This window comes from Bacillus sp. FSL K6-1218, from assembly GCF_038006445.1.
GTDB classification, from domain to species: Bacteria; Bacillota; Bacilli; order Bacillales; family Bacillaceae_G; genus Bacillus_A; species Bacillus_A thuringiensis_S.
On sequence record NZ_JBBOVE010000001.1, the window covers coordinates 1,508,111 to 1,527,622 of the forward strand.

The following is a 19,512-nucleotide window of genomic DNA, read 5'->3' on the forward strand; positions in this document are numbered from 1 at the left end:
GGGGGATGAACAAAACCCCCACTAATTAAAGTTTCACTTTATAGCATATATACTTTCGTATTAAATTTCATATACCGTAATAAGAATAAAAAATTATTTTTTCGAAAAAATGTAGTAATTCCTTTTTGTAGTTTGCTATAATTAGTTCGAATGTGGGCAGTATCAGAGCGAACTGCACCATGATTCGAAGTAAGACGAAAAATAATAACTTGGATTCTGCCTTGATCCAATAACGGACTGGGACAGAGGGATGAATAATGCCGACTAACACACAACCCTTCTGCCCTTTTATGGCCAGAGGGGTTTTTTATATGATTTCGGCCATCTCCTCTCTCCTGCATAAAGGAGGAGTAGTTTTTGAAAACAAAAACAGATTTTTTGAAGATGAAAGAGCAAGGTGAGCCGATTACAATGCTAACGGCGTATGATTATCCATCTGCTAAATTAGCAGAAGAAGCTGAAGTTGATATGATTTTAGTTGGAGATTCTCTTGGAATGGTTGTACTCGGATACGATTCAACAGTACCTGTAACAGTAGAGGATATGATTCATCATACGAAAGCTGTACGCCGCGGAGCGAAAGAGACGTTTATTGTAACTGATATGCCATTTATGTCGTATCACGTATCATTACAAGAAACGATGGTGAATGCACGCCGCATCGTTCAAGAGAGCGGGGCGCATGCACTGAAGGTAGAAGGTGCTGGAGAAGTTGTATCAACAATTCAATATTTGACGAACGCAGGAATTCCTGTTGTAGCGCATTTAGGTTTAACCCCTCAATCTGTAGGAGTGTTGGGTGGATATAAAGTGCAAGGAAAAGATGCGGAGAGTGCAAAGAAATTAATAGAAGATGCAAAGAAATGTGAAGAAGCTGGTGCAATAGCGCTTGTGTTAGAATGTGTACCAATGCAGTTAGCAGAACTTATTTCAGAGCAACTAACAATTCCAACAATTGGGATTGGTGCAGGGCAAAAAGTAGATGGGCAAGTGCTTGTTTATCATGATCTTATCTCATATGGTGTAAATCGCGTTCCGAAATTTGTGAAGCAGTATACGTCTGTTCAAGAGGAGATTGTACGTGGGATTTCTCAATATGTTGCTGAAGTAAAGACAAGGCAATTTCCTGAAGAAAAACATTCGTTCACAATGAAAGAAGAAGACCGCTTAGCGTTATACGGGGGAAAACAATAATGAAAATCATAACTACAGTGCAAGAGATGCAGCAAATTACGAGCGAACTTCGTGCAAGTGGAAAGAGTATTGGTTTTGTTCCAACAATGGGTTATTTACATGAAGGCCATGCTACTTTATTACGTAGAGCAAGAGAAGAAAATGAAATTGTAGTTTTAAGTGTATTTGTAAACCCGCTGCAATTTGGCCCAAATGAAGATTTAGATCGATATCCTCGTGATATTGATAGAGATGAAAATGTAGCAAAAGAAAACGGTGTAGATTATTTATTTTATCCGAGTGTAGAAGAAATGTATCCAGCAGAACAAACAACAACAGTAGAAGTTGTAAAACGCACGGACGTATTATGCGGTAAACAAAGACCTGGTCATTTTGCTGGTGTTGCAACTGTACTAATGAAACTATTTAATATTACGCTGCCAACGCGTGCTTATTTCGGTATGAAAGATGCTCAACAAGTTGCAGTAATTGAAGGATTTGTAACTGATTTCAATATTCCAGTTACAATCGTACCAGTTGATATTGTAAGGGAAGAAGATGGATTAGCGAAAAGTTCTCGTAACGTGTACCTATCACAAGATGAACGTGAAGAGGCTCTTCATTTATACCGCAGTCTATGTATAGCGAAAGAAAGAATTGAGGCAGGAGAACGTAATCCGGAAATCATTACAAATCTTGTGAAAGAGTATATTGAGACGCATACGAAAGGCACTGTAGATTATGCGGATTTATATGCATATCCGTCATTAACAATGGTAGAGAAAGTCGAAGGACGAATCATTTTAGCTATTGCAGTTAAGTTTGAAAATGTAAGATTAATTGACAATATAACATTAACGGTTAAATAAGGGGGAGCATCTATGTTTCGCACAATGATGAGAGCAAAGTTACATCGTGCAACTGTAACGGAGGCAAATTTAAATTATGTAGGTAGTATTACAATTGATGAAGATTTAATGGATGCAGTAAATATTGTAGAAAATGAAAAAGTCCAAATTGTAAATAATAATAATGGTGCTCGCTTAGAGACATATGTTATTAAAGGAGAACGCAGTAGTGGTGTTGTTTGTTTAAACGGTGCTGCGGCAAGGCTTGTACAACCAGGGGACAAAGTAATTATTATTTGTTATGGGCTAGTTACGGAAGAAGAGGTTCATAAACAAGAACCAAAAATTGCAGTACTAGACGATAATAATCAAATTATTGAAATGTTAGGTGCTGAAAAAGCGGGTACGATATTATAAGTAGAAAGGCTATCTCCATTGCGGAGATAGCTTTTTTGTGCATCTTTTCATTAAGATGAGATAAAACGTGGTATAGTAACATTATATAAATTATTGTTGTTTGAAAGGTAAGAAATTGAGGTGTTACATATATGAGTAAGCGTTATGTCGTTGTTGATTTAGAGACGACAGGGAACTCCTGGAAAGATGGGAAGGATAAAATTACCCAAATTGCAGCTGTTGTAGTAGAAGATGGAGAGATATTGGAGATTTTTTCGTCTTTTGTTAACCCAAAGAGAGAGATCCCACCATTTATTACAGAATTAACAGGGATTGATGAAAGTCTTGTAAAACAAGCCCCGTTATTTCAAGATGTAGCCCCGATGATTGTTGAGCTATTACAAGGTGCGGCTTTCGTTGCGCATAATGTTCACTTTGATTGGAATTTTTTAAATGAAGAATTAAGACAGGCTGGATATACAGAAATTCATTGTCCGAAAATTGATACGGTTGAATTGGCACAAATTCTTTTGCCGACAGCTGATAGTTATAAATTACGTGATTTAGCTAAGAAGCATGAACTAGAGCACGATCAACCACATCGTGCGGATAGTGATGCTCTTGCAACAGCGGAATTATTTTTACAATTTTTAAATGAAATTGAAAAGTTACCACTTGTCACGTTGCAATCGCTTTATGAATTAAGCGATGTATTCCAAAGTGACATAGCTGATGTGCTTTCTGAAAATATTTTAAAGAAAGTAATGCACGGTAAAGAAGATATAGCGGAGTATGAAATACATCGAAATATTGCGCTGAAAAAGCGGAACTATTCCTTAAACCTTGGAGAAACGTGTTCATCAAAGTTTGATGCCTTCTTGAATAAAACGATGGATAAATTGGAATCACATATGCCAAAGTTTGAAAGAAGAGAAAGTCAACAACTGATGATGAAAGAGATATATACGGCGTTAAGAGATTCTCGTTTTTCACTAATTGAAGCCGGTACAGGAACAGGAAAGACTCTTGCTTATTTGCTTCCTAGTCTTTATTTTGCAAAGAGAAAAGAAGAACCTGTCATTATAAGTACACAAACGGTACAACTCCAACAACAAATATTAGAAAAAGAAATTCCGTTATTACAAAAAATAATGCCATTTTCATTTGAGGCAGCTCTTCTAAAAGGAAGAAAGCATTATTTATGCTTACATAAATTTGAGTATGCTTTGCAAGAGGAAGAAAAAAATTATGATATGGCACTTACGAAGGCGAAGATTTTAGTTTGGCTATTGCAAACTGAAACAGGTGATCGAGACGAATTAAATATTCCTGAGGGCGGAAAGTTACTTTGGAATCGTATTTGTAGCGATGCGTATAGTCCAGGCGGTATGCAAAGTAATTGGTTTAGTCGTTGTTTTTATCAGCGAGCGAAGAATAAAGCTTTATTTGCAGATATCGTTATTACAAATCATGCGTTATTATTTCAAGATTTTTCAAGTGAAGAACCGTTGTTTGCTTCATGCGAACATATTATTTTTGATGAAGCTCACCATATTGAAGAAGCTGCGAGTAGAACATTGGGTGAACAGTTCTCTTGTATGTATTTTCAATTGGTTATATCTCGTCTTGGGACGCTAGAAACAGAAGATGTACTCTCCAAAGTATATAAAATGATGAAAAAATCAGAGCAAGCATCTCGTTCAACTTTCCGTATGATAAGTTATAGTTTGAAGGAACTTAAATTTGATGCGGATGAACTCTTCCAAATGTTACGTACTTTTATATTTAAACAAACAAAGCAAGAGCAAGGAACGAATAATATGCCGCTCATCTATAGGTATAACGCAGAACTAGAAAAAGGTAAGTTGTGGGATAGTATCGTCGAATTAACAAATCGTTTTATATATGAATTAAGAAGGGTAGTAACTGCTCTTGAGAAGCAAGTGGATATATTGCAAAGTAAGTTAGAATGGGAGATGCATGTTGTAACAGGTGAATTTATGCATTTAATTGAGTTGCTGAGAAAGATGGCAGAATCATTACAGTTACTCGTATTAGAAAAGAATTCGTATGTAACTTGGATGGAGACTGAAACGAAAGGGACAATTCATTCAACAGTTCTATACGCACAGCCTGTCCATATTGGTGAAAGATTTGCTGATGAATTTTTAACAGAAAAAAAGAGTGTTATTTTTACATCCGCAACACTAACAGTTAACGATACGTTTGATTATATAAAAGAGGAACTTGGTTTACATGATTTCGCTCCAAATACTTTAAAGGTTCCGTCACCATTTCGTTATGATGAACAGATGAAATTAATGGTTTCAACGGATGTACCTTTTATTAAGCAAGTAAGTAATGAGCGATATATTGAATCTGTATCGGAACATATTGCAAAGATAGCAAAAGCCACAAAAGGCAGAATGCTCGTTTTATTCACTTCGTATGAAATGTTAAAAGAAGCGTATGCGAATTTAAAAAATAATGATGAATTAGAGGGTTATTTATTACTCACCCAAAGTGTGAATAATAGAAGTCGAAGCCGCTTAATTCGAAAGTTTCAAGAGTTCGACAAATCAATTTTATTAGGGACGAGCAGTTTCTGGGAAGGAATAGATATTCCAGGAGATGCCTTAAGTTGTCTTGTTATTGTCCGTCTACCATTTACGCCTCCTCATCAGCCTATGATGGAAGCGAAAGGTGAGTGGCTAAAAAATCAAGGTGAGGATGTATTCGCTAAATTAGCGTTGCCACAAGCAATATTACGTTTCAAACAAGGATTCGGCCGCTTAATTCGAACGAATACAGATACAGGAACGGTAGTAGTGTTAGATCGTCGTTTGACGAGTTCTTCCTATGGAAAACGATTTCTACAATCGATCCCTAACGTACCTCTTTATGAAGGGCCATTAGAAGAATTATTAGTACAATTAGAAGAACCATTAAATGAATAAAAATGGAAGAAAAATACGCCTGAAGTGCTTATAAACTTCAGGCGTAAAAAATGTGGGTAGGAGGAATTTTATTTTTCTTACTTCTTGTATACAAAATGTGTTGGTTTTCGACTTGAAACCTTTTTTTGCTGTACATGTCCTGCTATAATAGATGGGTGATGAAGCAGGGGTTGTAAAGAATGTACTCTTATTGTAACCGCATTGCGTTCTTCTATAATTAGAAATTTTTGTGTAACGGAGGAGTTTTTTCATGGAGAAGAAAATCGAAGTACTATCAACGACGCGTATTAAATATTCGTCTGATTTGTATAAAATTGTTGATAGTTTGAATCGTACGTTAAAAGAGCAGGACCTCATGTTCGGACTAGCATTAGACGAAAAAGATAAAGAAACAGCTGTATTTACGATTTACAGAACGTAGCGATACAATGAAAAAGTGGATCTTTGCAATCATTATTGTTATCGTTGCTAGCGGAATATATGGGGCGTATGTTTATAATAAAGCGATGGGAAAGAAAATTCCAAAAGAGTCGAAATTTGTAGAAATTGCTAAAGAAAAAGCAAAGCTTACAAAGGTGAAATCTGTTGATTATTACAACGGAAAATCTGCATATATAGTCGTGCAAGGTACAGATGAAAAGGGAGAACAACTTATCGTTTGGGTGCCTGAGAAAAAAGGGGATACTGTAGTAAGGAAAAAGAGCGAAGGTATTTCTGAAAAAGAGGCTATACAAAGAACAGTAGAACAAGTCGGCAATGAAAGTAAGGAATCAAAAAGTAAGCCGAAAGAGATTATGAAAGTAAAATTAGGCTTTGAAAATGATGTACCACTATGGGAAGTTACATATATTGATGATGACAATCGTTATAGTTATTACTATCTTGAATTTAAAGATGGAAAATTTTTAAGACGATATAGCATTGAAAAATAGATGTAGGGGGAACTACAAATGAAATTAGCAAAGCGAGTAGCTGCTTTAACACCGTCTTCAACTTTAGAGATTACAGCAAAGGCACAAGCATTAAAAGCAGAGGGGCATGATGTAATTGGATTAGGGGCAGGGGAACCTGACTTTAATACACCAGAGCATATTATGGATGCTGCACATAAAGCGATGTTAGAAGGGCATACGAAGTATACACCAACAGGTGGATTACAATCGTTAAAACAAGAAATTGTGAAGAAATTTACTCGCGATCAAGGTATTGCGTATGATCCATCTGAAATTATTGTATGTAATGGCGCAAAGCATGCATTATATACATTATTCCAAGTATTACTTGATGAGGGAGATGAAGTTATCATCCCAACTCCTTACTGGGTAAGCTATCCAGAGCAAGTAAAGCTTGCTGGCGGTAAGCCGGTTTATGTAGAAGGTTTAGAAGACAATGAGTACAAAATTACAGCAAAGCAGCTGCGTGAGGCAATTACAGAGAAAACGAAAGCAGTTATTATTAATTCACCGAGCAATCCAACAGGAATGATTTATAGCAAAGAAGAATTACAACAGCTTGGAGAAGTATGTTTAGAACATGATATTTTAATCGTTTCTGATGAAATTTATGAAAAATTAATTTATGGTGGCGTAGAATATATTTCAATTGCCCAGCTTTCTAATGCATTAAAAGAACAAACACTTATTATTAATGGTGTATCTAAATCTCATTCTATGACAGGATGGCGTATTGGATATGCTGCAGGAAATAAGCAGCTTATTAAAGCGATGACGAACTTAGCGAGTCATAGTACGTCAAACCCTACTTCAATCGCTCAATACGGCGCAATTGCGGCATATGCAGGCTCACAAGAACCTGTGGAAACAATGCGTCAAGCCTTTGAAGAGAGATTAAACATCATTTATGATAAATTAATTCAAATCCCTGGCTTTACTTGTATTAAACCGCAAGGTGCATTTTACTTATTCCCTAACGTAAAAGAAGCTGTAGCTTTATCAGGATATGCAACAGTTGATGATTGGGCAAAAGCTCTATTAGAAGAGGAAAAAGTGGCTCTTGTACCAGGTACAGGATTTGGTGCTCCAAATAATGTTCGTTTATCATATGCGACATCTCTTGAACAAGTAGAGAAAGCATTGGAACGCATCCATACATTTATGAAAAGTAAAGTGCAAGCTTAATTGTATATTTCGTTCATGTAATATACAAAACCTCCCTATTAATGGGGAGGTTTTTTTGACGAATTGTGGCAAAAAGAAATAGCTAAAGGTGTGTTATACTAGAGAGCGAGGTGTTTGGTGATGAAAAAGAAAATGATGTTACAGTGGTTTGAGCAGGGAAGCATTGCAATTCCAAAATTGCTTATGATGCATTATAAAAAATTAGGTTTAAATGAGACGGAATTTATGGTTGTACTTCATGTACATACATTTTTAGAATCAGGTAATTCGTTTCCGACTCCTTCAGAGATTTCTGAACGGATGACGATAACAGAAATGAAATGTATGGAAGTAATTCAAGCGTTGATTCAAAAAGGTTTTTTATCACTAGAAGGTGGACAAAGATCAGAAGCGATGATGTGCGAAAGTTATTCTTTACAACCGTTATGGGAAAAAATATTACATTTCTTAATGGATGAATCAATAGAGGAAGAGCAAAAAGAAAAAAAACAGCTGCAAGTAAATTTATATACAGTATTCGAAAAAGAATTTGGAAGACCACTTTCGCCGTTCGAATGTGAAACGTTAGGAATGTGGGAGGACCAAGATCAACATCATCCAAATTTAATTCAAGCGGCTCTTAGAGAAGCTGTAATGAGTGGAAAACTAAATTTCCGATATATTGATCGTATTTTATTTGAGTGGAAAAAGAATGGAATTAAAACGGTAGATCAGGCTCAAAATCAAGGTCAAAAATTTAGAGCGAATCAACAAAGAGCACAACAAATGACAAAACAAGAGACGAAATTTACTGGAAAAGTGCCTTTTTATAATTGGTTGGAGCAGTAATATAGGAGGGGAAATATGCTTAACAAAACGCAAATCCGTTATTGTTTAGACACAATGGCGGATATGTATCCAGAAGCACATTGTGAATTGGTTCATGACAATCCATTTGAACTTGTAATCGCGGTGGCGTTATCTGCACAATGTACAGATGTACTTGTAAATAAAGTGACAAGAAATTTATTTCAAAAATATAAAACACCAGAAGATTATTTAAGTGTTTCTCTAGAAGAATTACAACAAGATATACGCTCTATCGGATTGTATAGAAATAAAGCAAAAAACATTCAAAAATTATGTCGAATGTTATTAGATGACTATAATGGGGAAGTACCGAGCGATCGAGATGAACTTACGAAATTACCAGGTGTAGGAAGGAAAACAGCGAATGTTGTAGTTTCCGTAGCGTTTGGGATTCCGGCAATTGCTGTTGATACACATGTGGAGCGAGTGAGTAAACGATTAGCGATTTGCAGATGGAAAGACTCTGTGTTAGAAGTAGAAAAAACGTTAATGAAGAAAGTACCGATGGATGAGTGGGGGGTTACGCATCATCGTATGATTTTCTTTGGACGTTATCACTGTAAAGCACAACGACCGCAATGTGAGGAGTGCAGGCTGTTAGAAGTATGTCGTGAAGGAAAGAAGCGAATGAAGGTGAAATAAAGGATGGAGCGAGTTATAGAAATACCGAAAGAATTTCATTGCTTACCATTTTTTAAAGAAAGCGTAAATTCAATTGAGTATCATACAGACGAGTCTTTTGAAGAAATAATACAAAATACTTATTTTATATTTGATATTGAAAGACAGTATGAGCCATGGAAGGAAATTGAAAACAGCATTCCAGCAGTGTTGAATGTATGGAAAAATAAGCATGAAGACATTGCTATACTGTTTCGAAATAGAGATAAGCAAGAGGCTGAGGGGCCAATGATTCTTTTTGCAGCTCACTTGTTATCGGTTGTCTATTGGCTAAATGAGCAACCTGTTCATAGTTTGAATGAAATACAAATAAATACGAATAAATTAAAAGTGCAACCTGTTAATTTTATGGAAAGATATTCATTTATTATAAAGAAACCGAGTAATTATCATTCTTATATTCAATTAGCGCAGTTATATATCGAAATAGAAAAGCTGTATGTAAAGAAAATGATAACAAAAAAGAAGTCCGCTTCTCGTTAAGAGAAACAGACTTCTTTTTTTGTTTATTAAGACTCTGTTGTAACAACAGTACCGTCTGCGTGAGGTGTATCTCCTCCGGGATTTTGGTGTTGCTGTTCTTGTTGTTTCTTAGCTTCGTCTTCAGCTTTCTTCTTGGCCTCTTCTTCAGCTTTCTTCTTAGCTTCCTCTTCAGCTTTTTTCTTAGCTTCGTCTTCAGCTTTTCTTCTAGCTTCCTCATCAGCTTTCTTTTGAGCTTCTTCTTGTTGTTTACGTTGTTGTTCTTGTTGTTGCTGCTGTTCTTGTTGTTTCTTAGCCTCTTCTTCAGCTTTTTTCTTAGCTTCGTCTTGTTTTACTTTATCTTCATTAGCTTTTTTCTTGGCTTCCTCATCAGCTTTTTTCTTAGCTTCTTCATCGGCCTTTTTCTTAGCCTCTTCTTCAGCTTTTTTCGCATCTGGAGTTCCGCCAGGCGCAGTGAAGGATGCACCAACTGCTGGGCTTGTTCCAGTGCCTTTTTTCGCTACTACAGAGAAGCTGTAAGTAACACCTGGTTTAATACCACCAAGAGTAGCTGTCGTACCACTTATTGATAGGCTACCACTTGAACCGTCAGTTGCTTTATAGCTGGCTGCATATGCATCCACTTCTGCTGGTCCAGACCAGTTTAGTGTAACTGTGCTAGCGCCATCAAAAGTGACATTCAGACCACTAGGGGCATCTACTTTAATTTGTTTAATTGCATCTTTTTTCGCACCTTTAACGTATAACTCTCCGTTTATTTCTTGTACAGAAGAAGGACGTTCAAAGCGTGATTTATCTGTAGCGAATTTGCTCATCATTATTTGGAACATTTGCTGTGCAATTCTAGTGGAGCGATCACTAACATAATTTTTTGGACCATCTTTTTCGTAACCAGTCCAAACAGCCATTGTGTATTGTGGTGTATATCCAGCAAACCAGCTATCTCTGTTTGCATCAGCTGGGATGTCATATTTTTGAAGAACTGATGCATCAAAGTTTTGTGTTCCTGTTTTACCTGCTATGTCAACACCTGAAACGTATGCTGTTGGACCTGTACCACCAGAACCAGGTTTTACTACGTCACGAAGAACGTCAGTAACCATGTAAGCTGTATAGTCTTGCATTGCGCGTTGTTCCTTAGGTTTAAAGCTTTTCTTTTTCCCGTCCGGGAAGGTTACTTCTTTTACGAAGTGTGGTTTATTATAGTTACCACTATTACCAAAGGTTGCATATGCACCTGCTACTTCCAATGGAGACCCCTCGTTACTACCGATTGCTGTTGATTCGTAGACTTTTCCTTCTTTAAAGGTCATGCCTAAACCTTCAGCGAATTCTTTTGACTTATTAAGACCAACTGTTTGTGCTGTCTTTAAAGCTGGAATGTTTAATGACTTTTTCAAAGCTTCACGTAGTGAAACGTCACCTTTGTAGCTCTTTGTTGCATTTTGTATTTTTTTACCATTGGAATACGTATACTCTGAATCGTTTAATTGATGGTATGTAGACCATTGTAAGTTTTCAATTGCCGGACCGTAGTCGAAAATTGGTTTCATTGTTGAACCAACTTGGCGTTTTAAATCAGTTGCCATATTATGACCTTTGAAAGTAGACTTACTTTCTTTACGTCCAGCACCAATTGCTCGAACTTCTCCAGACTGTGTATCCATAAATACGAATGACCCTTGGAATTGATCGTCCGGATACTTAATAAGATTGCCATCCATAATTTTGTCAGCGTAATCTTGAGCATCTTGATCAAGTGTTGTATGAATCGTTAAACCATCTGAACCGATATTTACATCAGGATATTCTTTTTCAACTTCTTTTACAACCGCATCTAAAAATGCTTGATACTTCATCTCAGTTACTTCTGAAGACGGTTGAAGGCCCTCTGTTACTGGGATCTTAACGGCGTTATTCATTTCTTCTTTTGTTATATAACCATGTCGATTCATTAATGATAATACAACATTACGACGATTTGTTGCTCGTTCAACATTTTCCTTTTTTGTTGGATCATAAATGTTTGGACCTTGGGGTAAACCAGCGAGCATAGCAGCTTCATGTAATTGCAAGTCTTTTAAATCTTTACCATAATATTTTTGCGCTGCTGTCGCAATACCATATGAACGGTTACCTAAATTAATCTTATTTAAGTACATTTCTAAAATCTCATGTTTAGAGTATTGTTGCTCTAATTTATAAGATAAGTACCACTCTTGTACTTTTCTCTTAGCAGTTTTGTCCATCGTTAGAAAATAGTTTTTAACGACTTGCTGTGTAATCGTACTACCACCTTGGGAACCGAAACCACCAGTGACATTTTCCATAACTGCTTTTGTAGTTCGTTTAAAATCAATTCCATTATGATCATAGAAACGCGAATCCTCAGTTGCAAGGAATGCATTTTCAACTACTTTTGGAATTTGATCATAAGTAACATGCGTTCGTTTTTCAGCACCGTATTCATAGAAGAAATTCCCGTTTTTATCAAGAAACTTTGTTGATAAAGGATTAACAAGTTTGGATTTGTCTAATTTTGGAGCGTCCTTTACCATAACAAAGAAAGCGGAAACGCCGGCTACGAGACCAACGATACCAAGAAGTAGACAACCTATAAGGAATTTCTTGAAAAAGGAGCCTTTTTTCTTTGGTTTTTCTTCTTTATGTGTTTTTTTCTCTTGATTTTTCACATGATTTCGTTCTGTACGAGAACGATAATTATCTGACATTATACTTTCTCCTACCTTTCATTCTCTCCCCCAAAAGTCGAAAAAAGAGCCTTAGTGATGACTCTATCACGAAAAATAAACCGTGTCTAGTACACGGATATAGTCAATCCGAGGGTGATAACCGCATGATAATAAGGATCCATGCTCTTCTATTTCTTCTTTCGTAATCGACTTGCGTCCACCAGTATTTTGACGATTCCAAAATGCAATAATATGTTTTGCATCTAATAAATAAAATTCATCAAAAAGTGTAAATTTAATAATGACAAATGCAATTCCATTATGAGCAACCACTTGCTTCATATGTTCTATTTGATGAAGGTGGAAGTTTTGAAGTGGGAAACTAGTTTTATTTTTTGTTTCCTTTGCTTCAAAATCGATGTATTTCCCTTTGTATACACCGTTGTAATCTGTTGTAGAAGGTTGTTTAAAATACGCTTCTTTTACCACTGCAGCACTTCGAGCGGGGTAATCTACTTTTACAATTTGAAGAGGTGTAGGTTTTTTATGTACACATGCAATATTATGGGTTAAGTAATATTGATTTGTTTCATTCAATTCCTCTTCAAGGGACATACCTCTGTTGCTATAAGTATGTGTTTTTATAGGTGTTTTTTGAGGTTGTGAAGCTTGATTATACCTTTTTCCATTTGGGTAACGAATGGTCATAGTGTGTCCACTCCCAACTTACTAAGAATTACTTACAAAGGTGATTATATCAAAAAATGAAAAAAGATGTGACCTTTTTGATGAAAGGTATGATGACTTATTTATGTTTACATGGAATGATTATATGAAAATTAAACAAAATCGAGAAAAAAAGTTTTGTACAGAGGAAGAAAAAGTAATCATTCGCAATATTAAAAAGAAAACAGAAATAGCTAATGTGGACAATATTTCTCGGACACAATCTTATCAAGAATATTATTTAAGAAATAGTGAAATCAGGTGGGCCTTTTTAGCGAGTATGGTTTCGAGAAATGCGGGATGGAATATGACCGATTTAGAAGGGAGATATTATGCTACTGTTTTACCTAAAACGGTAAAAAAACATTTATTTCTTCTGTACGAACAAGCTAATTGGATTATTTTCTTAGATGCCTTTCCTCAGCTATTATTGTATGAGGAAAGTAAGAAGAGACGTACACCTCTCTTTCATTTGTTGCAATATTTCAGCGTATCAATTTTTATGGAAAAAGAATGGTTACTTTTCTGGGAGAAAAGAGATATGAATAGGCTTATAACAGCACTTATTATAAATGAACAAAATAAAATTCAAAAACCAGTCATTGAGAGCACATATTTTAAAAAACATGTATTCCATACTGCACTTTTTAAAGTACAAGAAAGATTTCATATTAGTGCAGTTATCTTCCCAACAATTGAAGGGAGAATGTATGGATTTTCGGTTTATCAATTTGAAACGTTACAACAGCGTATAGAACTGGGAAAAAAATTAGCATGGTTATTGTTTCATCCAATTTATAATGGTTCGTTTTATAAGTTTGCATTGCAAACTACACATACTGGGTCTAGAGAAGATTATGAATTTTACTCAAAGGAAACTAGAAAATCGCGTACGCCAGCACTTAGAGATAGTTATCCTGTTGTTTTACATGAAGAAATAGAAATGAGAGATTGGTTTTGTGCAAATATGAAAATGGATGTGCTATTTGTACTTGAAGAACCTAAAGAGGAAGTTAATATAACAGAATGGTATAGGAGAAAGAGGGAACAAATCTATAGGATATCTATCGTAAATCGTTTCGTTAAAAGGATGGATGAGTTCATGATATAATGAAAAAGAAGTCCCGTCTTCCATTTTGAAGACGGGACTTCTTAATTTGAAATAAGCCTGCTATGCTTGCTACGACTTTAATCTCAAAACTTAATGCTAGTAGGAGATTAAGGGTGACTTGAAATTTAACCATACGTAATAAAGTCTGGCTTTATGTAGCAGGGAAGTTTGGACCATCTAGCTTTGGATTGCCAGTCTCGGGTTTATTTTGTTGTTTGTTTTGTTTTTTCTTTTTTTCATTTTTGTTCTTTGCCATTGTACTACACCTCCTTTTTGTATTGTTACCATTTCTATAAATGACATACGAAATGATTTCTTTGACGAATAACAACTAGTTTTGTCATGTGGGCAGGAGTGGTGAATCATTCGGCGAAATTACATGACAAAGGAAAAGCAAAGAAGGAGGCGTTTTGTATATGGCGATGGTTCAGAAGGAAGATGTAATGAAAAAAATGGATCAAATGTTAAGTTCTCTCGATTTGCTGGAAATGAATATAGGGATTAGAATGAATCATGCATTAAAGGATGCGAGTGAAAAAATATGTAATAAGATAGAAATAACAGAAATGCATATTGAACATATGGAAAATAAATTAGTGCATCACGAAGAAAAAGGGAATTGGGTAAAGACATTTCAAAACGTCGTAGTGAGTGCATAATAAGGTGGGAAAGAGATGAAGAATGAAGCATTAATACAGTCTTCAGAAAAACTCATGCAGTATAATAATGAAGCGAATATAAAAAAAAGAGAGCTAATCGAATACGACTTTTATAAGGATATGAAACCATTTGTAGACATGGTAGATGAGGAATTAAAGAAGTGGAAAGAATTAGCTTATACGTGGATTAAAGAAGAAAAGCCAAAGTATATACATGTACAGCAAATTGATCAAGTATACGATAATTTACAAACGAATGTGTTACAATGCTTTGTAAATAAAGGTAAAGGTAAACGATTCTTTGAAACACACCAAGCCATTTCGTATACTTTGCAAAATATAGTTGAGCAATGTAAATAACAAGAGGGAGAACCCTCTTGTTATTTTTATGCTTCTGTCATTGTTGTAGGTTTTGTTGCGCCGTTTATTTCTAATTCTTTTATTAATGTTCGATAATCTGAAATGCATATTTTTCCTTCGAGATACCAATGTCTCGCAAAGTCTAATAATTCATTTGCATTCTCTGTGCAATACCCCTTTTTTTGAGAAAACGCTTGTTTTAAATCCCCTAATACCATGTTGATTCCTCCCCCATGAGAATCTTCTTCTTAATTATCATAGCATGGAAGGGTTTTCTTTTTTAATTTTTTAAAAATTTAAACTTCCGACAAAAATAGACAGATACTCCATCACACATATTATTTTATAGGTACATATTATATATGTAGAAACTTATGTAAAGGAGGAGAGAATGCATGTTTCAACAATCTAACGTATATCAGCAAACAAATCCATATGCACAGCAAAATATGTACCAATATAATACGGATACATATTTACGGTATAATATGTATCCTTTCGAGCCTTATTATGGAAATCAAAATTATTATCAACCGTTTGAAGTGTCATTTATGAATCAAGCTCAACAACCACAACAGCAGCAACCTTATGTGAATCAGGCTCAACAACCACAACAGCAGCAACCTCATGTGAATCAAGCTCAACAATCACAAGCTCAGCAATCACAAGCTCAGCAACCATACATGAATCAACAACAGCAGCCTTATATGAATTCGCAATATTATATGCCGCCACCATCGCCCTATGCTAATCAACAAGCGATGTTTTATCCACCAAAACAGCCGTACCCGACGCAAAGTAAACAAAAGCAACAACAGCCAAGTCAGTTTTCTAGTTTTGTTTCTCAATTTAAAACATCCGATGGTAACTATGATGTAAATAAAATGATGAATACAGCTGGACAAATGATGAATGCGATGAATCAGGTGACAGGTATTGTAAAGCAAGTTGGAGGCTTTTTTGGTAAGTAATGTTGAAGAGTTGTCTATGAAAGTATTGTATATGAAATAAAGGACTAGACAAATTTCCTTGTAATAAATGGGTATATATAACAAGCGGCTTTCTCTCTTTTCTCATACTGTAAAGTGTAATCAGATTTTTTTAACGAGAGAGGAGAGAAAAAACTATGCATCATTGTCATCCTTGTTTTGGAGGGCATAAGCCTGTAGGACCTATTTGTACAACTGCTCCTGTCGTTCATCCGACGAAACAATGCGTAACACACTCTTTTTCAACTACGGTGGTGCCACACATTTTCCCAACACATACAACACATGTACATCATCAACAAATTAAAAACCAAAACTTCTTCCCACAAACAAATTCAAATGTAAATGTTGTGGACCCAATCGACCCAGGATTCGGCGGTGGATGTGGACCGTGTGGCCATGGTCATCATCACCACGGTCATCAAATATCTCCATTTGGGCCAGGACCGAATGTATCACCGTTTGGGCCAGGACCGAATGTATCACCGTTTGGGCCAGGACCGAATGTATCACCGTTTTTACCAAACAATGTATCACCAGTAGGTCCAAATATCGGACCAAACGTTGGTGGAATATTTAAAAAGTAAATGATATGTTAGAACTAGCGAAATGCTAGTTCTTTTTTTGTAATTGGAGTGTTGATATGAAAGTTATTGCAGTAACAGGATATAAGCCATTTGAACTTGGAATATTTAAAAATGATCATCCAGGGGTGGGGTGTATAAAAAAGGCATTACACCGTAAATTAACCACTTTTGTAGAAGATGGTTTAGAGTGGGTTATAATAAGCGGCCAGTTAGGTGTAGAATTATGGGCTGCTGAAGTTGTTTTTGAAATTCAAGTAGAATATCCAGATTTAAAATTAGCGGTATTCACTCCGTTTTTAGAACAAGAAGAAAATTGGAAAGAAGATAATCGTGAATATTACGAATTTATTCTTTCTCAAGCAGACCATGTTGATAGTATCACGAAACGGAAGTATGAAAGCCCAGAGCAATTTAAATTAAAAAATCAATTTTTTATTGAAAAAAGTGATGCACTTTTAGCGGTATACGATGAAGAAAAACCAGGAAGTCCCAAATATATTGTAGAAGCAGCAAAGAAAAAAGGGGAAATAGAAAATTATCACAGTTATTTCATTCTTTTTTCTGATTTACAAGATATAATAGAAGAGGAACAGTGGAATAATGCAGAGTAATATGTAATATAGTACTCGTATATATGATTGACAAAAAGCATTGTTTCTGAAAAAATTTAGTTAATGAAAGTTTTGGTAAAAATTTGAGGTGAAGAAAATGATTTCGGATAAAATTAAATTAACAGCAAAAGATATTTTAGAAAAAGAATTTAAAACAGGTATGAGAGGTTATCAGCAAGAAGAAGTAGACAAGTTTCTTGATATGATCATTAAAGACTATGAAGCTTTCCACAAAGAGTTTGAGCAATTAAAGCAACAAAATGCTCGTTTAAAGCGTGAATTAGAGGAACAAAAACTAGCAGTAACGCAAGTTCCACAACAACCTGTACAAACACCAGTCGCACAACCGGTTTATAACAACACGAATACGGATATTTTAAAACGCTTATCTAACTTAGAAAAAGCTGTATTTGGAAGTAAGTTATACGAATGATGTAAGGTGGGAAAAGGTTTAAGCATTTTACATAGAAAAAAACGTTGCAAAATCTTTTTGTTTCCACTATACTAATGGATGTCATAACGTTTGGGTAATCGCTGCAACGCCAACGTTGTAGAGGAAAGTCCATGCTCGCACGGCCTGAGATGGCTGTAGTGTTCGTGCCTAGCCAATTCATAAGCTAGGGTATTCTGGCTGTAAGGCTGGTTTAACGGCAGGGAAAAAACCTAAGTCCTTTCGGATATGGTTTGACTACCTTTAAAGTGCCACAGTGACGAAGTCCTTGAAGAAATGATAGGAGTGGAACGAGGTAAACCCCACGAGCGAGAAACCCAAATAATGGTAGGGGAATCTTTTCCAAGGAAATGAACGACGGGAAAGGACAGGTTTTATAACCTGTAGATAGATGATTGCCACCGGAGTACGAGGCGTGGGCCGTTTGTAGTACAAAGGAACAGAACATGGCTTACAGAACGTTATGAACCAACTATGAAATAACTCAGCTCTCCTTTGTTAGAGGAGGGCTTTTTATTTGTATGAAGTTATAAAGTATGAGTTAAAATGGTTAATGAGAAAATTTTTCGTAAAATGTAATGATTAATAGGACCAATTGCTATTAATTATTGTTTGAATATACATAAGAGGTGAATGCAAATGGGAAAAGTTACTTTAATTGCAACAGCGGCAATGGGTATTGAAGCGTTAGTTGCCCGAGAAGTTCGCGATCTTGGTTATGAATGTCAAGTAGAAAACAGCAAAGTAACATTTGAAGCAGATGAAAAGGCGATTTGTCGTACGAATTTATGGTTACGTACTGCGGACCGTGTAAAAATTAAAGTTGGCGAATTTAAAGCAACAACATTTGATGAGCTATTTGAAAAAACGAAAGCATTAAACTGGGGAGATTATATTCCAGAGAATGGTGAATTCCCTGTTATTGGTAAATCTTTAAAATCTGAATTATTCAGTGTTTCGGATTGCCAACGTATCGTTAAAAAAGCTGTCGTTGAAAAATTAAAAACAACATATAAACGTACAACTTGGTTTGAAGAAGATGGTCCATTATTCCGTATCGAGATTGCAATGCTCAAGGATATTGCAACATTAACAATTGATGCGAGCGGTGTTGGACTTCATAAACGTGGATACCGTATGGATCAAGGGGAAGCTCCGTTAAAAGAAACATTAGCTGCGTCTTTAATTAAATTAACAAACTGGAAGCCAGATCGTCCATTTGTTGATCCATTCTGTGGATCAGGTACAATTCCGATTGAAGCAGCATTAATTGGACAAAATATTGCGCCAGGATTTAACCGTGGTTTCGCATCAGATGAGTGGGACTGGGTAGGTAAACAAAACTGGCGTGAAGCGCGTCAAGAAGCTGAAGATTTAGCGAACTATAATCAACGATTACAAATCATTGGATCAGATATTGATCATCGTATGATTCGAGTTGCTCAAGATAACGCAGAAGAAGTAGGCTTAGGTGATTTAATTACATTTAAACAAATGCAGGTAAAAGATTTTACAACAAAAGAGGATTATGGCTACGTTGTAACGAATCCTCCATACGGAGAACGTTTAAGTGAAAAAGCACTCGTTGAACAACTGTATAAAGAAATGGGACAAGTATTCCGCCCATTAGATACATGGTCAGCGTATGTATTAACAAGCTACGAAGCATTTGAGAAGTGTTACGGAAAAGATGCGTCGAAGAAGCGTAAACTGTTTAACGGATTTATCCGTACAGATTACTACCAATACTTCGGAAAACGTCCACCGCGTAATTCATAGTATAAAACTCCTCCAGCGCGCATA

Annotated in this window: 21 protein-coding genes and 1 other RNA gene; 19 read left to right on the plus strand and 3 right to left on the minus strand. The window is 35.8% G+C overall.

Annotated elements, in window-relative coordinates:
- Positions 1-357 precede the first annotated feature (357 nt).
- From panB to MHI26_RS07980, 10 genes are all read left to right on the plus strand, one after another.
- Positions 358-1,194 (plus strand): 3-methyl-2-oxobutanoate hydroxymethyltransferase, encoded by an 837-nt coding sequence (gene panB / locus MHI26_RS07935; protein ID WP_061666881.1) that lies wholly within the window; start codon positions 358-360, stop codon positions 1,192-1,194.
- On the plus strand, positions 1,194-2,042 hold the full coding sequence (gene panC / locus MHI26_RS07940) for a pantoate--beta-alanine ligase (protein WP_000692372.1): 849 nt from the start codon (positions 1,194-1,196) through the stop codon (positions 2,040-2,042). Before panB ends, panC begins: the two co-directional genes overlap by 1 nt.
- A 12-nt stretch (positions 2,043-2,054) precedes the next feature.
- Positions 2,055-2,438, plus strand: a complete 384-nt coding sequence (panD, locus tag MHI26_RS07945) for an aspartate 1-decarboxylase (RefSeq protein WP_000490190.1) — start codon at positions 2,055-2,057, stop codon at positions 2,436-2,438.
- A 131-nt stretch (positions 2,439-2,569) separates the two neighbouring features.
- Positions 2,570-5,374, plus strand: a complete 2,805-nt coding sequence (gene dinG / locus MHI26_RS07950; protein ID WP_000044955.1) for an ATP-dependent DNA helicase DinG — start codon at positions 2,570-2,572, stop codon at positions 5,372-5,374.
- Positions 5,375-5,624: 250 nt separating this feature from the next.
- Positions 5,625-5,795 (plus strand): YpmA family protein, encoded by a 171-nt coding sequence (locus tag MHI26_RS07955; protein ID WP_000412179.1) that lies wholly within the window; start codon positions 5,625-5,627, stop codon positions 5,793-5,795.
- A 7-nt stretch (positions 5,796-5,802) separates the two neighbouring features.
- Positions 5,803-6,306, plus strand: coding sequence for a cell wall elongation regulator TseB-like domain-containing protein (locus tag MHI26_RS07960; protein ID WP_000758741.1), 504 nt, complete (start codon positions 5,803-5,805; stop codon positions 6,304-6,306).
- A gap of 18 nt (positions 6,307-6,324) precedes the next feature.
- Complete coding sequence (gene aspB / locus MHI26_RS07965) at positions 6,325-7,512, plus strand: aspartate transaminase AspB (RefSeq protein WP_000761569.1); 1,188 nt, start codon at positions 6,325-6,327, stop codon at positions 7,510-7,512.
- 120 nt (positions 7,513-7,632) lie between these two features.
- A complete protein-coding gene (gene dnaD / locus MHI26_RS07970) occupies positions 7,633-8,340 on the plus strand; it encodes a DNA replication protein DnaD (protein ID WP_000728542.1) in 708 nt (235 codons plus the stop codon).
- 15 nt (positions 8,341-8,355) lie between these two features.
- Positions 8,356-9,003 (plus strand): endonuclease III, encoded by a 648-nt coding sequence (gene nth / locus MHI26_RS07975; RefSeq protein ID WP_000933035.1) that lies wholly within the window; start codon positions 8,356-8,358, stop codon positions 9,001-9,003.
- 3 nt (positions 9,004-9,006) lie between these two features.
- Positions 9,007-9,525 (plus strand): YpoC family protein, encoded by a 519-nt coding sequence (locus MHI26_RS07980; protein ID WP_000442660.1) that lies wholly within the window; start codon positions 9,007-9,009, stop codon positions 9,523-9,525.
- Positions 9,526-9,551: 26 nt separating this feature from the next.
- Here MHI26_RS07980 and MHI26_RS07985 read toward each other — a convergent pair whose 3' ends face one another.
- Together MHI26_RS07985 and recU are read right to left on the minus strand one after the other, a co-directional pair.
- Complete coding sequence (locus tag MHI26_RS07985; protein WP_061666880.1) at positions 9,552-12,254, minus strand: PBP1A family penicillin-binding protein; 2,703 nt, start codon at positions 12,252-12,254, stop codon at positions 9,552-9,554.
- 66 nt (positions 12,255-12,320) lie between these two features.
- Complete coding sequence (recU, locus tag MHI26_RS07990; RefSeq protein WP_000155599.1) at positions 12,321-12,923, minus strand: Holliday junction resolvase RecU; 603 nt, start codon at positions 12,921-12,923, stop codon at positions 12,321-12,323.
- Positions 12,924-13,026: 103 nt separating this feature from the next.
- On the opposite strand from recU, the gene MHI26_RS07995 reads away from it, so the two are divergent.
- The 3 genes from MHI26_RS07995 (at position 13,027) to MHI26_RS08010 (ending at position 15,071) form a co-directional block, all read left to right on the plus strand.
- Positions 13,027-14,052, plus strand: coding sequence for a DUF2515 domain-containing protein (locus MHI26_RS07995; RefSeq protein ID WP_061666900.1), 1,026 nt, complete (start codon positions 13,027-13,029; stop codon positions 14,050-14,052).
- Positions 14,053-14,468: 416 nt separating this feature from the next.
- On the plus strand, positions 14,469-14,711 hold the full coding sequence (locus MHI26_RS08005) for a hypothetical protein (RefSeq protein ID WP_001252036.1): 243 nt from the start codon (positions 14,469-14,471) through the stop codon (positions 14,709-14,711).
- 15 nt (positions 14,712-14,726) lie between these two features.
- The gene (locus tag MHI26_RS08010) at positions 14,727-15,071 is read left to right on the plus strand and encodes a YppE family protein (protein WP_000786936.1); all 345 of its coding nucleotides are present in this window, start codon (positions 14,727-14,729) and stop codon (positions 15,069-15,071) included.
- A 26-nt stretch (positions 15,072-15,097) separates the two neighbouring features.
- Here MHI26_RS08010 and MHI26_RS08015 read toward each other — a convergent pair whose 3' ends face one another.
- Positions 15,098-15,289 carry a YppF family protein gene (locus tag MHI26_RS08015; protein WP_000242652.1) on the minus strand — a complete coding sequence of 64 codons (192 nt, stop codon included), beginning with the start codon at positions 15,287-15,289 and terminating at the stop codon, positions 15,098-15,100.
- Positions 15,290-15,466: 177 nt separating this feature from the next.
- Here MHI26_RS08015 and MHI26_RS08020 point away from each other — a divergent pair, with 177 nt between their 5' ends.
- From MHI26_RS08020 to MHI26_RS08045, 6 genes are all read left to right on the plus strand, one after another.
- Positions 15,467-16,042, plus strand: a complete 576-nt coding sequence (locus MHI26_RS08020) for a YppG family protein (RefSeq protein WP_061666879.1) — start codon at positions 15,467-15,469, stop codon at positions 16,040-16,042.
- Positions 16,043-16,197: 155 nt separating this feature from the next.
- Entirely contained in the window at positions 16,198-16,647 is a 450-nt protein-coding gene (locus tag MHI26_RS08025) for a spore coat protein (RefSeq protein ID WP_060630213.1), read from the plus strand.
- Between the two features lie 56 nt (positions 16,648-16,703).
- Complete coding sequence (locus MHI26_RS08030; RefSeq protein WP_000862926.1) at positions 16,704-17,258, plus strand: DUF1273 domain-containing protein; 555 nt, start codon at positions 16,704-16,706, stop codon at positions 17,256-17,258.
- A 97-nt stretch (positions 17,259-17,355) separates the two neighbouring features.
- Positions 17,356-17,691, plus strand: a complete 336-nt coding sequence (gene gpsB, locus MHI26_RS08035) for a cell division regulator GpsB (RefSeq protein ID WP_000622431.1) — start codon at positions 17,356-17,358, stop codon at positions 17,689-17,691.
- Between the two features lie 86 nt (positions 17,692-17,777).
- An RNA gene (rnpB, locus tag MHI26_RS08040) (RNase P RNA component class B) lies at positions 17,778-18,168 on the plus strand.
- A gap of 180 nt (positions 18,169-18,348) precedes the next feature.
- On the plus strand, positions 18,349-19,488 hold the full coding sequence (locus tag MHI26_RS08045; RefSeq protein WP_061666878.1) for a THUMP domain-containing class I SAM-dependent RNA methyltransferase: 1,140 nt from the start codon (positions 18,349-18,351) through the stop codon (positions 19,486-19,488).
- Positions 19,489-19,512: the final 24 nt, after the last annotated feature.

Bases quoted from the DNA above. Each gene is read 5' to 3' on its own strand.
- panC (WP_000692372.1), top strand. From the start codon at position 1,194: ATGAAAATCATAACTACAGTGCAAGAGATGCAGCAAATTACGAGCGAA.
- panD (WP_000490190.1), top strand. From the start codon at position 2,055: ATGTTTCGCACAATGATGAGAGCAAAGTTACATCGTGCAACTGTAACG.
- dinG (WP_000044955.1), top strand. From the start codon at position 2,570: ATGAGTAAGCGTTATGTCGTTGTTGATTTAGAGACGACAGGGAACTCC.
- MHI26_RS07955 (WP_000412179.1), top strand. From the start codon at position 5,625: ATGGAGAAGAAAATCGAAGTACTATCAACGACGCGTATTAAATATTCG.
- MHI26_RS07960 (WP_000758741.1), top strand. From the start codon at position 5,803: ATGAAAAAGTGGATCTTTGCAATCATTATTGTTATCGTTGCTAGCGGA.
- aspB (WP_000761569.1), top strand. From the start codon at position 6,325: ATGAAATTAGCAAAGCGAGTAGCTGCTTTAACACCGTCTTCAACTTTA.
- dnaD (WP_000728542.1), top strand. From the start codon at position 7,633: ATGAAAAAGAAAATGATGTTACAGTGGTTTGAGCAGGGAAGCATTGCA.
- nth (WP_000933035.1), top strand. From the start codon at position 8,356: ATGCTTAACAAAACGCAAATCCGTTATTGTTTAGACACAATGGCGGAT.
- MHI26_RS07980 (WP_000442660.1), top strand. From the start codon at position 9,007: ATGGAGCGAGTTATAGAAATACCGAAAGAATTTCATTGCTTACCATTT.
- MHI26_RS07985 (WP_061666880.1), bottom strand. From the start codon at position 12,254: ATGTCAGATAATTATCGTTCTCGTACAGAACGAAATCATGTGAAAAAT.
- recU (WP_000155599.1), bottom strand. From the start codon at position 12,923: ATGACCATTCGTTACCCAAATGGAAAAAGGTATAATCAAGCTTCACAA.
- MHI26_RS07995 (WP_061666900.1), top strand. From the start codon at position 13,027: ATGTTTACATGGAATGATTATATGAAAATTAAACAAAATCGAGAAAAA.
- MHI26_RS08005 (WP_001252036.1), top strand. From the start codon at position 14,469: ATGGCGATGGTTCAGAAGGAAGATGTAATGAAAAAAATGGATCAAATG.
- MHI26_RS08010 (WP_000786936.1), top strand. From the start codon at position 14,727: ATGAAGAATGAAGCATTAATACAGTCTTCAGAAAAACTCATGCAGTAT.
- MHI26_RS08015 (WP_000242652.1), bottom strand. From the start codon at position 15,289: ATGGTATTAGGGGATTTAAAACAAGCGTTTTCTCAAAAAAAGGGGTAT.
- MHI26_RS08020 (WP_061666879.1), top strand. From the start codon at position 15,467: ATGTTTCAACAATCTAACGTATATCAGCAAACAAATCCATATGCACAG.
- MHI26_RS08025 (WP_060630213.1), top strand. From the start codon at position 16,198: ATGCATCATTGTCATCCTTGTTTTGGAGGGCATAAGCCTGTAGGACCT.
- MHI26_RS08030 (WP_000862926.1), top strand. From the start codon at position 16,704: ATGAAAGTTATTGCAGTAACAGGATATAAGCCATTTGAACTTGGAATA.
- gpsB (WP_000622431.1), top strand. From the start codon at position 17,356: ATGATTTCGGATAAAATTAAATTAACAGCAAAAGATATTTTAGAAAAA.
- MHI26_RS08045 (WP_061666878.1), top strand. From the start codon at position 18,349: ATGGGAAAAGTTACTTTAATTGCAACAGCGGCAATGGGTATTGAAGCG.